Genomic DNA, 13,230 nt, shown 5'->3' with positions numbered 1-13,230 from the left:
ACATTATCAAAGCAGTTCCTCCTTCGGGTGCCTCCCCGAGTTTCGCGCGGGGACAAAGTACGCTCCTCCTTCAAGTGCCCCCGCTTTCGCATGGGGGGCGAAGCCCACTCCTCGGTGGATGGAAGCGTTCTTGCGCATCGCGCTGCACGCTTTTCGCTCACGCCCGCCCCCGCATACGGGACAGCAGGTCCTTCCGTTCACGATAGACCTGGCCTCACCAGTAAAGCTCGCATCTTGTGCGGCCGAAACAGCCTGTCCCCTTGCGCACACATTATAGCTAAACCCGGTGCGCGAATAGGATTTGAGCGACCAATAGCGGTCTCGCCACCAACTCGCCCCCAGAGCCGCCCGCCCCAGCACCACCCGCTCGCGCTCGCCAACGCCCCGCACGCAGCCGTCCGCCACTCAGCGTCGTCCGCTACGCCGCCCGACCGTCGCTGCTCCGTCCGCCCTCGCCGCGCCAGCGCCGCCCCCCCGCCAGCGCCGCCAGCTCGCCCTCGCCCGCTAGCGGCCACGATGCTTCCTCTTGCGCTTCTCTGCTCGCTTGGCGAACCGTTCGCGCTTTCGCTCTTCCTTCTGCTGCCGGGAAAGCGCCGCGCGGGCCTCCGCCGCTGCCTCGCGCTGTTCCGAGAGGGCCTGCTGCGCCTTGGTTCCGCGCCCAACAGCCGATTGCATCTCCTTCTCGATCATGCGGCGAAGCCTCTTGGGGTTGATGCGTTTGGATTCCCCAACCTCGACCTGAATCTCGTGGGTAAAGCGCAGGTCGTTCCAGTGATCGCGAATGAAATCGAACACCTCGGGTGTCGTGGGCTCCGCTCCGAAGACGTGCTTCGCCACGCTGTAGCTGTCGCCGTCCTCGCGCTCGATGAGGCCGATCCAGAACGGCTCCTCGAAGCGCACGGTGAGTTTGCACAGGCTCATCGCTGTTCCTCCTTTATGTCGATGGCAAACCTGAAGGAGGGACAACCAAGGAGGCAGGTTACTGACGGCTCGCCGCAAGAACGCGGCCGCACCCCGACTACCCGACGGGGTCGTGTTTTTACCTTCGGGGACAAGTATACCGCGAAAGGGGCGAAAAGCTTCCGGCCCGAAAGACGCGGGCAAAGCGCACGACACATGGCCGCCGCCGCACTCCGCCCCGGATGGCGAAGTGGAATTCGGGCCCGCCGGCGCATCCGGCAGCAGCCGCGAGCCAGCCCCGCCTCCTGGGGTAGCGATGTAGCGGATGGCAGCCGCGAGCCGCCTCCTGGGGTAGCGACGCAACCGACGACGGCCGCGAGTCACCGCCTCTTCCTAAGGCGATAATGCGGCCGATGGCAGCCGCAAGCTGCCTCCGCCTCCCAAGGCAGCGATGTAACGGAGGACGGTTGTGGCAAAAAATACTGTAACGGACGACGGTTATGTACGATTTTGCGTAACGGATGACGGTTATGGCAACCGAAACGTGCCATAACCGTCATCCGTTACAAGCGCGCAAACTAACACGGAGCCAGCCTCTCTGCGCCGTGCTCCAGCACTTCCGTTCCCGGAACCTTCGTTTCCGGGGCGTCCGCTTCCTGGGTTATCCGCTTCCAGGACCTTCGTTTCCAGGGCTTCCGTTTCCTTGGCTCCCTCTCGCAAAGGGGCATGGGTTTCGCGAATCGCCTGATCAGAGGCGCTTGTCAAAGACTTTCGACAACGGCGATTCCCTGTTCACGCGATACAACCATAATCCTTTGACTATCATATCCGCCGCCTCGGGAGCCGACCGGCAGCGCATTCGCTGCCTGGCCGCTTTCCATGCAGTACCCAAAAAGAGAGAAAGGACAAGCAATGGCCAAGGAAGAGCGATTCATGGTGCAGGAATCCGAGGGCGTCATCAACGTGCGTCAGCTGATCGTGGATACCGAAACGGGGGTCAACTACCTTTTGGCATCGTCGTCCATGACAAGCGGCTGCGGCTTGACCGTGCTGGTGGACAAAGACGGAAAGCCCCTCGTGACTCCCGTCGCCTAGCAAAGCGCCGAGTGCGCCCGCTTCGGGAGGGCACCAAGACGATGCTCCCCGAAGCGGGCGCACGAGCATCCGCTGCGCAACCACCCGCACCTGCGTACGGAGAACCGCCGCATGCACTCAGGTGCGCCCGGGCGTCTGCGTCCCCCTACCGCATCGCCCCCAGCTCGAAGTGGGCTTTCACTATGCCTAGGTCGACCTTCGTGTAGGCGCCGCCTTCGCTTTGGAACCGCACTTCGTCGCCATCCAGCGAAATCGCGAACTTCTGCTGGTTCACCGCCGTAGGGGCCAGCAGCGCCGCTTCCACGCCGCGGCGAAACCAGTCGGGGCTCCCCTCCACCCCGGGCGCCACCTGCAGGACGCGCTTCGACTTATGCGGCTTTCCCGCCATGGTGCCGTATCCGAGCGCAATAACACAAACAAGTTCCTGACCAGCTGAAATAGGAACAGCAACCTTCTTCTTGCTGTATGTTAGCCCCACCCAGCAGCTGTTCAGCCCCAACGCCTGCGCGGCCAAGACGCAGCGCTCCCCCCAATAGCCGACTCGCTCTTGCAGGTCCTGATCCTGCGCACCGATGCAGGCGATATAATTGCGCACATTGCGGAACAAGCCGTAGCGAACCAACAGGCTGGAGAACGCTCCGGGCTCGTCGGTGCACAGCGCAAGCGACAGACCGCTGCGCTCGTTGCACTCGTCGACGAAGCGCTGAAGCGCCGCGCGCGTCTGCCCTTCGATACGCCTATCGGTGAAGCTGCGGACGGAATGGCGAAGCGGAATCTGGGCCGCCAGCCGCTCGTCGCTCAGATCGGGCATGCCCTCCGGCGCCTCGGTCGGATCGGTCGTCTCGATGTCCATGCTGTCTCCTTCGGCGTAGCTTGGTCGTCGGGCTGCACTGTAGCAGAGCCGGCCAGCGCGCACAAACGCTTGACGCCGAAGCTGTGCCGGCCAGCACCCTTGCTGGCATTTCGCGACACTCGGCTGCCACGGCAGCTAGCTGGCACGCCACGCACCCGCGCACCCGCGCACCGCATGCCGCGTCAAAACCGCAACATGGGTAAAAACCGCCGCAACCGAAACGCCTAAGCTGTGAGAGGAGGTGAAACGGAATGACAAGCAATCCGCGCACGGCGGCGAATCCGGGCCAGATGGGCGCCCAGACCACCACGGGGCGCTGCATCGTGCAGCGCGCAAGCACTCGAAACCTCCAGGGCCCGCAAGCGGCGGTGGCGTACATCGAGGCGCACCTGAGCGAACCACTGACCTTGGACGTCATCGCGCAGGCGTCCCACTACTCGAAATATCACCTACATCGCCGCTTCGTCGAATCCCTCGGCATCACCGCATCCGCCTACATCTGGCGCAGGCGGCTGACCGAAGCCGCGCGACAGCTGGCCCTCACCGACCGACGCATCGTGGACATCGCCATCGAATTCGGTTTCGGCAGCCAGCAAGCCTTCACCCGCGCCTTCAAGATCGGCTACAAGCAGCCACCGTGCCGATTCCGCCGCGGAAGCGCGCTCTATCCGCTCCAGCTGCCGGCGCTGCTCGCGGACGAGTTCGCGTCGCAGCCGCCAGCCGATCGGACGACCCGACTGCGCTTCGCTTCGCCCGACGATGTTCCCTCGTGGATGGAACTGGTGGGGCAAACGGCGGCCGCGGTGACGACGCTCATGTTCAATACCGTGATGGTGCAGCTCATTGGCGAGAATGGCGTTGCGGCCGTCACGGTGATCATCTACGCGCAGTTCATGGTCTCGACGATTTTCATCGGGTTCTCCATGGGGTGCGCCCCGGTTATCGCCTTCAATTTCGGAGCCTGCAACCGGACGACCCTTCGCCGCGTGTTCCGCTCGTGCCTGCTGTGCGTCGGGGCGGCATCTGTCGCAGCGAGCCTGCTGTCGCTTGCAGGAGCGCCCGCCGTTGCCTGCCTGTTCGCCCCCGAAGGCCATGAGGTCAATCAGCTGGCCAGCGACGGCCTGCGCCTATTCTCCGCCAGCTTTCTCTTCGCGGGCACGAACCTATTCGCATCGGCGGCATTCACCGCGCTTTCCAACGGCGCGCCCTCGGCTCTCATCTCGTTTCTGCGTACCTTCGGCCTGGTCCCCGCCGCATTGCTGGTGCTGCCGGGCATGCTGGGAGTCACCGGCGTGTGGGTTGCCGTGCCTATAGCCGAGGCGATCACCTTCGTCGTTTCCGCAGGACTGCTGTGGGGCATGCGGAAACGCTACGGCTACTCATGAGAGAGGCAGCGCGAGACCGCAGCAATGCGGAAAGCCGCCGCACTCCTGCGCTATACGCCCCCTGTGCACTTATGCTGTGCGATCCCCGCGCTCCTATGCTGCACGCCCCGTGTGCACCTATGCCGTGCGATCCCTGCGTTCCTATGCTGCACGCCCCGTGCTGTGTACCTGCTCACCCGGCACAAATTTCCCTGCACATCGTCCGGGTGCACCTGTGCCGCGCCCCGTGCCGTGTGCCCCGTGCTGCGCGCCCCGTGCCGTGTGCCCCGTGCTGCGCGCGCCGTGCTGCGCATCCGCGCGACCGTAGCCAACGGCAGCCGCAAATCACCCTCCTGGCCTGCCAATGTAACCGATGACGGTTATGGCAAAAACCGCTGTAACGGATGACGGTTATGTACGATTTCATGTAACCGATGACGGTTATGGCACGTTTCGGTTGCCATAACCGTCATCGGTTACAGACGCCCGCGCCGACGGGGGTGCCCGAGGGGCAGTTCTGTGCGCCAAACGACCGCCCGCAGACGGCACGGGCAACAGCGGGCGCCCCTTGGCGAATCAGCGAAATGCGCAGGGGAGCCGTCCCTCGCTCGATAGCGACTCCTCAGAAAACCGCTCGACCCCGCGTTCGACGGCAACTTCGGCGAGGCGCATCTCGCCATGCTTTTGCGCCTCGGAGAACCGTCTCGCGTTCGATAGCGACGGCCCTCAGCCGCCGCATCCTCCCTATGTGCTCGCGTCCGCCCTCCTATTTGGCGGCCGAGCGCGACGTTTTGGTTGGTTTTTCCGCTTTTGCATCGGCGGTGGCTGAAATCTTCGGTTTTGCATCTTCAAAAGGCTAGTTTTTCCGGCTTTGCATATGTAGGGAGCGTTTTCCTTATGCAAAGCCGTCATTTTCAGCCAAAAAGCCGCAGCCGGAAACGACGGGGCATGTACGCGGGGAACGCGCGCATGGAACATGTGCAGAGGGCGCGGGAGCGCAGGGTGGCGCAGAGGCGGCGTGCGTAGGAAACGCGCGAGAGCGCAGGGGTGTACGGACGATGCGCGCGCAGAGCAGCGCAGAGGCGGCAGTGCAGGAGACGCGCGAGGACGCAGGGGCGCACGGACGATGCACGCACAGAGCAGCACGGGGACGCGCGGGGACGAAGGAGGCACGTGCATCGGGAGGCATGCACAAGATGAGACGCGCGCAGGCCATGCACGGGGAGCGCACAAGAAGCGCAGGCAGACACAGAGAGCGCACAGGGGGCACACGGACAGCGCACGCGCGGGGCAGGCGCAGAGCATACGCCATACTGCACATGAGCGTCGCGCGTGCGCAGGGCGGCGCGGGACAGCATAGAGAGCGCGGGGCGCGTACGGAATGCATGCGGGGGGACGTGCGGAAAAAACAGGCGCAGAGGACGGCCCTCTACACCACTTGCACACGACATTTTGCAACGCGCAAAAGCCCGAGATGTTCGGTCGGAAGGGTTCATTCAAAAGAAGGGACCGGCGAGGGTAGAGGGGGAAAGAACCCTCGCCGGTATGCTGTGCGACGGTTGGTAAGACGAGAAGAACCACCGCCGCCGGGTCAGCAAATCGGAATACGTCCGGGACGCGCGTCGCACTTGCGATTCGGCCTTTCGCAGCCAGGGAGAGGAGGCGCCCTGCTGCATCCGAGTACCGATCGTGCCGGCTTGCCTTCGACACTCACTAGCAAGTTTCGGTTTGGCTGCCTGCTCGACTGTCGTCCGCTGACATTTGTTAGATTAAGCTAACTCACCGACTGAGTCAATGCTGTTCTGCGAAGTTAACTTTGATTTACATTTTCTCCACTTCTTGCGCTTCTTCGGTATTTCCTCGCGATTACTCTCGCCCCTTCGCTCCACCTCGCGGTCGCTTGCGCCCCTCCGCACCGTCCCGCGGCCGCTTGCGGCCCTCTGCACCTCTCTTGCATGATAAAGCTATTGAATTTCGGATTATTTGGCGGACGTTTTTGCTCATATGACCAGGTGATTTGCAGAAAATCGCAGGTCAGAAGTCCATTTTTTTGTGACCAGAAAGTCCAAAAATCAATAGCTTCACACCGGGAATGTGCCCACGCGAGAGGCAATGGTCGCCGGGGGCGGCTGCCGGGCGCACCAGGGGGGCGCACGCGGGAGGCGATGGCGGGCGGAGGCGCACGCGAGAGGCGACGGCGGCTGGGGCAAGGGCGGGCGGAGGCAAGAGAGACAACGGCCGCCGGGGGCGGGGCGCACCAGGAGGGCACACGCGGGAGGCGATGGCGGGCGGAGGCGCACGCGAGAGAGGCGACGGTCGTCGGGGACAAGGGCGAGCGGAGGCACGCGGGGAGGCGACGGCGGCTGGGGGCAAGGGCGGGCGGAGGCGAGAGAGGCAACGGCCGCCGGGGGCGGCTGCGGGGCGCACCAGAGAGGGGGGCACACGCGGGGAGGCGACGTCGCTGCAAACGACAGGAAATGGAACGGCGAGACAGCCGCGGTTCGAGCTCGGCAGCCAATGGGTGGGGCGCAGGCGGCAAGGGCGCAGCCGGCAAAAGTGCAGGAAGACGGCGAAAACGGCCAGGAGACGCAGCAGCGCCTTCGATAAAAACTACAGCGCTTTCTCGAACAGGACGAAGCGCGGCTCGTCGGTGTCGATGTAGGTGCCGTAGGTCAGGTGATGGCGGCCCATGTTGGCGTAGCCGAGGCGCTCGTAGGTGCGCTGGGCGCCCAGGTTCGTGACCAGCGTGTCCAGCCGCACGGCCTTGTACCCGCGCTCGCGAGCCGCTCTCTCCACCGCCTGAAGAAACGGCCGGGCAAGCCCCTGGCCTCGGAAATCGGGATGGATGGCGAACAGGTGCACCGTGGCGAACTCGCCCGGCGCCGCCTGCACGTTCCAGGGAACAGCCTCGTAACCGGGGGTAATGGACTCGTCTGCCACCATGGCGCCGGCTATGCGCCCGTCCTTGCGCAGCACGAACAGCGTCTCGCCCGCAGCAGCCGCCTCAAGCTGGGCACGGCACGGGTGCACGCCCACCTTCCACAGCGGATCGTTGTCGGTGCCTGCCACCGCCTGCTGCACCGTCTCGTAAAGCGCCAAAAGTTCGTCTATGTCGTCACGAATACCCAGTTCAACAGTCGTTTCGCTCACTTGTAGCCCCCATCGTCTGCACAGTGCGCCCAGCCCACGCGCATCGTCGAAAGATGAGCGCCATTGTAACAGAAACCCTAATGCGGCCGGCAACGTGGCGGAAAGGGAAAGCCGTGCACCGCAAGCGGCTGCGAGGGGGGCGAAAGTGCGCGCCCGGAAGAACGTGCAGACGTGAAAGGGCGCGAAACGAAGTGCGGCGGGTGAAGGGGCTGCCAGCCCGCAGCGAAGAACATGACGGAGCGAAGAGCAAGCGAAAGGCGGCAAGGATGCAAGGAAAGACGAACGGCGGGCAGCGGCTGCGGCTCACCCTTCACAGGGCGCCTTACTGGGAGCGAACAGTTGGCTTACTCTGTTGTCACATTGCCCTCATCTTCGAAAAACGCCGCTATACTCCCTGGTCAACAGCCATGAGCCACCGACCGCCCCGAAACCACCGAAGGAGACGCACCCATGGGCGCCGTAACCGGATTCCTGTCGAACTACAGCGGCAACGTCAAGGCCGCCTTTGCCCTATGGCCCGCCTTCTCGCTGCTGCTGACGCTGCCCATCCTGGCCTACCTCTACCATCGCGACGGGCGGCTGCGGGCAAGCTCGGTCGTCGGCACCTACCTGGCGGTGCTCTACCTGCTGGGCATCGGTTGCTTCACCCTGTGGCCGCTGCCCGACGGCACCTCCGGCCCGGGCATCACCTACGGCATCGAGCCCAATTTCAACCCGCTCGGGCTCATCGGCAACATCCAGGAGGACGGCCTGCGAGCCGTGTTCGAGCTGCTGTTCAACACGGTGTTCTTCATGCCCCTGGGCTTCATCGCCAAACGGTTGCTGCGCCTGCGGCTGGGCACAACGGTGCTTCTCTCCTTCGCCGTGTCGCTTCTGGTGGAAACAGCCCAGCTCACTGGCATATTCGGCATGTACCCTTACGCTTACCGCTGCTTCGACGTGGACGACCTGATCACCAACACCCTCGGCGGCGGCATCGGGTGGCTGGCGGCAGCGGCCCTGGGGCAGGTGCTGCCCGACGCGCCAAAGCCTGTGGAAACCGACAGGCATCCCGGCTTCGTGCGCCGCTGCGTGGCCCTGTGGATCGACCTTATGCTGACGGGCGCGGGCGCCGTGGTCCTGTGGTCGGTCATCGTGGCCGTGCAGCTGTTCACAGCCGCCACCTCGTTGCCCGAGGCCATCCGCGTTGTCGACTCCAGCGACGCATCCAGCCTCACCGCCTGGGCGCTTCTGCTGACGCCGGCGATACTGTTCCTGGTTCTGGAAACCGTAGTGCCCTGGGTGAACCACGGAAGCACGCCGGGTGGTGCCTTCGTGCATATGACCTGTGAAAGTCACGAGCGCACCACCGGTTGGCGAGCGGCATTCTACGCAGCGCGCACCCTCACGCTGGCGGCCCTGGTGGCGCTCCCGTGGTTGGCGCTCCCCTTCCTGCTCATCTTCTACGCCGTCGCCCGCCGCATGCCCTACGACTACATCCCCTAGGCCAGCCGCAAACCTGCGAACAGCCAGAACGCAACCAGCGCTCGGAACAACCGGGGGGGTGCCGGCTGCAAAGCAAGCGCACGGCCGGGCGCGCTCGGCATCGTTCGCAAATCGCCCGCACTGCCCACCGCCCATCGGCCCGCGCGAGGCGCCCTTCCTACAGGAACTTGTCCAGCTCGGCTTCCACCTGGGGCATCTTCTTCACCACGGGGCGATCGATCATGCGCCCGCGCGCCACCACGGCGTCCAGCTGCCGCAGCCGCGACAGGTCCTCCAGCGGATTTTGCGCCACCACGATCATGTCGGCGCCCTTCCCCGGCTCGATACTGCCGGTCACCTCTCCCAGGCCCGCTATCTGGGCGTTTCGCTTCGTCGCGGTGTACAGGGCAAAGGCCGGCGTCACGTCGCAGTACGTGCGGAAGTAGTTCACCTCGCGCCACATGTCGTAGTGAGTGACGTAGGGACAGCCGGTGTCGGTGCCAAGCCCTACGGGGATGCCGGCGGCAAGGCAGGCCTTCGCGCAGGCCACGATGCCGTCGAACACGATCTGGCCGTTGTAGCGCTCCATCTCGGAGGCATGGCTTACCGCCGGGTCGAACAGCGCGTAGGGCAGCGCCGGCGACAAGGTGGCCACATGGGCCGCGCCACGCTCGCGGAACAGGTTGATGATGCGCTCGTCGGGCAGGGCGCCGTGCTCGATGGTGTCCACGCCGTTTTCCAGGGCCACGCGCACCCCTTCGGGGCTCTCCACGTGCGCTGCCACCGTATACCCCAGACGATGCGCCTCGTCGCAGGCAGCTTTCACCAGATCGGGAGCCATCTTCAGCACGCCCGGCTCGCCCTTCTCGGTGGCGTCCAGCACGCCGCCGGTGATCATGAGCTTTATGAGGTCGGGCTTGTCCTGGGCGATGCGGCCCACGAAAGCCGCGGCCTCTTCGGGCGTGGTTGCCTCGTAAGCCAGCGACCCGGCCATATGCCCGTCCGGCACCGACACCGCCATGTTGCCCGCCAGGATGCGCGGCCCTTCCACCTTGCCCGCCTCGATGAGGTCGCGCACCCAGGTGTCGTAGTTCTCCACGCCGCCCACGGTGCGCATGGTGGTGACGCCGCTATGCAGCTGGGTGCGCACGTAGGTCTTGTACATGTGCTCGACGTACTTTCGCGTGAGCTTGTTGGCCGTGGCCACGCGCACGATCTTCTTCGCGTCCATGGGCTTCTTGCGCGGACGCCCGTTGGCCGGAATATGCACGTGCAGGTTCACCAGGCCAGGCAGCAGGTAGCGCCCTCCCAGGTCGGTCACCTCGCACCCGGTCAGGTCCGCTTCCCCATCGGGCGCCACGGCGGTTATGGTCTGGCCGTCCGTCACCACGGTGAACCCGGGCTGCGGCTCCATGGCCTCGCTTCCGTCCAGAAGCGTCGCATTGGTAAACGCCCTCTTCATCGCTGCACCACCTTCTCTAGAAACGCCTCCACGGCCCGGCCCCACTTCTCGGGCTCCTCCTTGATGGGCGAATGGGCGGAGTCGTCGAACCAGACGATCTCCTTGTAGGGGGCCTCCAGGCTGCTAAACCACGCCTCGGCCAGCTCGAAGGGGGTGTTGTAGTCGTGCCGGCCCACGGTCATGAGCACCGGCACCCCCAGGGCCCTCGCGCTCGCGTCGTAGTTGCATTCCACCACCTGGGGCCACATGACATCGGAAAGGTACAGGGCGCCAGCCACGTACTTCGGGATGTCGGCAAGCTTGTAGCCTTCCATCTTGACCAGCGGAATCAGCAGCGAGGGAATCAGGCCGCTGCGGTCCTGGTAATCCGACCCGCCGTAGCGCACCAGGCAGTCGCGCTGGGCGCGCATGGCCTTCGCGGAGGGATAGACCCCCTCCACCGGGCCGTTGCCCTCCAGGGCCGCAATGGCCTTCTCGTCGCCGGCGGCTTTCGCTTCACGCAGACAGAACTCGTAGGAGATGCGCTCGTTTTCGGGCCCGTTGACCACCTGGCCCTGGGAGATGTAGGCGGCGATGTGCTGGGGGTAGCGCTGCACCAGCGGCACACCGATGACGGTGCCCCAGGAGTGCCCGGCTACCACGATCTTGTCCTGACCGAACTTCTCGCACAAGTACTCCACCAGCACCTTCGCGTCCTGGATGTACTGCTCTACCTGGGGAACGCTTTGCTTGACAGCCTTCGTGTAGCTCTTGCCGGAACCGCGTTGGTCCCAGAACACCAGCGTGTAGTCCTTCGCGAGCCCCGACTGGTAGTGCCGCACCCAATGGCGGTCGCAGATGCCAGGACCGCCGTGGACGAACAGGATGACCGGGTTGGACACGTCCTCGGAGAGTACAGCGATGTTCTGCCGATCGCCGTTGAGCGTCACCCACTCCTCATAATCTGCGCGTCCGGTGCCAGGTGCGCCCTCCCCCGCCGCGCCTGCCGTACCCGACATGCCGTTGCCGTCCGACGCGCCACCTGTGCTGCCCATAGGGCCTCCTTCTCTCGTCTGCGCCGGCGCCCCTCGTGAGCAGCCGCGAACAGAATGCGCGGCCGCCCGCGCCCGCGCAAGCTTGCTGCGGCGCAAGGCGACTGCGGTCGCGGGCCTATTGTAGTCGGCCTGCCCCCAACAGCCCCCGCGAATTTTCAGCAGCCCGCGAGGCGGCGGCCTGGCGGGGCTGACGAGCGGCGCCTCCGACGGCGCATCGCCGGCACCCCACACCTAAAGCGATCGGCCGCACCAGTCCCGCAGCCGCCGCGGCCCCATGCAACCGAAAGGGGCGGCACGCACGCGCCGCCCCTTTCGTATCCGCAACCGCCGAAAAGGAGGATTGCCCTAGGCGAGGGCTTCGGCGACCACTTCACCAACGTTCTTGCCGAACACTTCGATATCGCACACGGCGTTGCCACCGATGCGGTTGTTGCCGTGGATGCCGCCGGTCACCTCGCCGGCTGCGTACAGACCGGGGATGGGATTGCCGTCCGCGTCCAGCGCTTCGTTGCGGGTGTTGATGCGGATGCCGCCCATGGCATGGTGAATGCCCGGCGCCACCTTGATGGCGTACATGGCGCCCGGCTCGAAGACGATGCAGCCTTCGGTACGGCCGAACTCGTCGGTCGCGCCGTCGGCGGTAATGGCGTTGTAGGCGTCGACGGTGGCCTGCAGCGTGGCCGGGTCCATGTCGAGCTTCTGTGCAAGGTCGGCCACATCGGAGCCCGTGGTCACAATGCCGGCGCTGTCGTACTTGGCAATGGCCTTGTTGTTGTCGTACACCTGCTGGTCGAACATGCACCACGCATAGCCGCCCGGCTGCTCCTGCTCGGCCGCAGACACCTTGTCGCGGGTGGACATCTCGTCGAAGAAGCGGTTGCCATCGGCGTTCACCAAGATGGCGCCGCCACCGCGCACGCCCTCGGCAACCAGCGTGGAGGTCTCCTGCTCCACCGTGGGGTGGATCTGGATCTGGTCCATCTGGATGAGCTCGGCGCCTGCGTTCTCGGCCATGACGTAGCCGTCACCGGTTGCGCCGGGCTGGTTGGTGGTAACGTAGCCGGCCAGGTCGGGACGGTACTTCGTCACCATCTCCTGGTTGGCACCCAAGCCGCCGGTCGCCAGGATGACCGCCTGCGCGCCCAGGTTCTTCTCCTTGCCGTTCTCGTTCACCTTGATGCCCACCACGGCGCCGCTGTCGTCCGTCAGAAGCTCGGTGGCCTCGCAGTTCATGCGCACGGGGATGCCGCGCTCGTTCACGGCCGCCATCAGACCCGGCACCAGCGTGAGCCCCACGGCCGATCCGTCGGTAGGACGGTGGCAGCGCTTGACCGACATGCCGCCAGTCAGCGTGATGTTGTCCAGGGGGATGCCCAGGCTGTCAAGCCAATCGATGGCTCCCGCGGAATTGTCGCACATGAACTGCACCAGCTCCTCGTCGCCGGTGTTGTGACCGCCGTCCAGGGTTTCCGTGGCGAACAGCTCGTTGCTGTCCTCGATGTCCTGAGCCTTCTGGAACTTGGTTTCCGAAGCGTTCATGCCGCTCGACGAGAAGTTGGTGTTGCCGCCGGCCACGCCCATCTTCTCCAGCACCACCACGTTGGAAAGTCCCTTGTCATGGGCGGCAATAGCAGCGGAAAGCCCTGCGCCGCCGGTGCCCACGATCACAGCGTCGAACGTTTCGTCCATGGCATCCGAGCCGGCGGCATCGTCGCCGCCCTTCGACGCGCCCGACGGAGCGCAGCCGTTCAGGCCCAGCACCGCCCATGCGCCGAGGGCGCCCACGCCCACGAGGAAGCTACGGCGCGTCAGCCCGCTCGGCACGCACGAATCGGTCTTGGTGAAGTCGGTCTTGGTTTCCATGGTCGGCATCCTCCTTGTAGTCGCCACCGGCGCCCTCCGCGCCGC

9 protein-coding genes are annotated in these 13,230 nt (G+C 65.1%); 3 read left to right on the top strand and 6 right to left on the bottom strand.

Annotated elements, in window-relative coordinates; translation table 11 throughout:
- Positions 1-504: 504 nt before the first annotated feature.
- On the bottom strand, positions 505-921 hold the full coding sequence (locus tag NFR41_RS00985; protein WP_160213358.1) for a YjdF family protein: 417 nt from the start codon (positions 919-921) through the stop codon (positions 505-507).
- A gap of 891 nt (positions 922-1,812) precedes the next feature.
- Here NFR41_RS00985 and NFR41_RS00980 point away from each other — a divergent pair.
- A complete protein-coding gene (locus NFR41_RS00980) occupies positions 1,813-1,995 on the top strand; it encodes a DUF6440 family protein (RefSeq protein ID WP_160213357.1) in 183 nt (60 codons plus the stop codon).
- Between the two features lie 145 nt (positions 1,996-2,140).
- On the opposite strand, the gene NFR41_RS00975 is transcribed toward NFR41_RS00980, so the two are convergent.
- Positions 2,141-2,848 (bottom strand): nitroreductase family protein, encoded by a 708-nt coding sequence (locus NFR41_RS00975; protein ID WP_251230326.1) that lies wholly within the window; start codon positions 2,846-2,848, stop codon positions 2,141-2,143.
- A 251-nt stretch (positions 2,849-3,099) separates the two neighbouring features.
- Here NFR41_RS00975 and NFR41_RS00970 point away from each other — a divergent pair, with 251 nt between their 5' ends.
- Positions 3,100-4,233 (top strand): helix-turn-helix domain-containing protein, encoded by a 1,134-nt coding sequence (locus NFR41_RS00970; RefSeq protein ID WP_251230325.1) that lies wholly within the window; start codon positions 3,100-3,102, stop codon positions 4,231-4,233.
- Between the two features lie 2,589 nt (positions 4,234-6,822).
- On the opposite strand, the gene NFR41_RS00965 is transcribed toward NFR41_RS00970, so the two are convergent.
- Positions 6,823-7,362 (bottom strand): GNAT family N-acetyltransferase, encoded by a 540-nt coding sequence (locus NFR41_RS00965; RefSeq protein WP_160213354.1) that lies wholly within the window; start codon positions 7,360-7,362, stop codon positions 6,823-6,825.
- Between the two features lie 450 nt (positions 7,363-7,812).
- Here NFR41_RS00965 and NFR41_RS00960 point away from each other — a divergent pair, with 450 nt between their 5' ends.
- Positions 7,813-8,847, top strand: coding sequence for a VanZ family protein (locus NFR41_RS00960; protein ID WP_251230324.1), 1,035 nt, complete (start codon positions 7,813-7,815; stop codon positions 8,845-8,847).
- A gap of 157 nt (positions 8,848-9,004) precedes the next feature.
- Here NFR41_RS00960 and NFR41_RS00955 read toward each other — a convergent pair whose 3' ends face one another.
- The 3 genes from NFR41_RS00955 to NFR41_RS00945 all read right to left on the bottom strand — a co-directional run bounded on the left by NFR41_RS00955 (position 9,005) and on the right by NFR41_RS00945 (position 13,185).
- A complete protein-coding gene (locus NFR41_RS00955; protein ID WP_251230323.1) occupies positions 9,005-10,288 on the bottom strand; it encodes an amidohydrolase family protein in 1,284 nt (427 codons plus the stop codon).
- The gene (locus NFR41_RS00950) at positions 10,285-11,322 is read right to left on the bottom strand and encodes an alpha/beta fold hydrolase (RefSeq protein WP_251230322.1); all 1,038 of its coding nucleotides are present in this window, start codon (positions 11,320-11,322) and stop codon (positions 10,285-10,287) included. Before NFR41_RS00950 ends, NFR41_RS00955 begins: the two co-directional genes overlap by 4 nt.
- Positions 11,323-11,667: 345 nt before the next feature.
- Positions 11,668-13,185 carry a flavocytochrome c gene (locus tag NFR41_RS00945; protein WP_251230321.1) on the bottom strand — a complete coding sequence of 506 codons (1,518 nt, stop codon included), beginning with the start codon at positions 13,183-13,185 and terminating at the stop codon, positions 11,668-11,670.
- Positions 13,186-13,230: the final 45 nt, after the last annotated feature.

Source organism: Adlercreutzia aquisgranensis (assembly GCF_943193145.1).
In the GTDB taxonomy this organism is placed as follows: Bacteria; Actinomycetota; Coriobacteriia; order Coriobacteriales; family Eggerthellaceae; genus Xiamenia; species Xiamenia aquisgranensis.
Note: the sequence above shows the minus strand (reverse complement) of the source record. Positions and strands in the feature narration are given on the sequence as shown.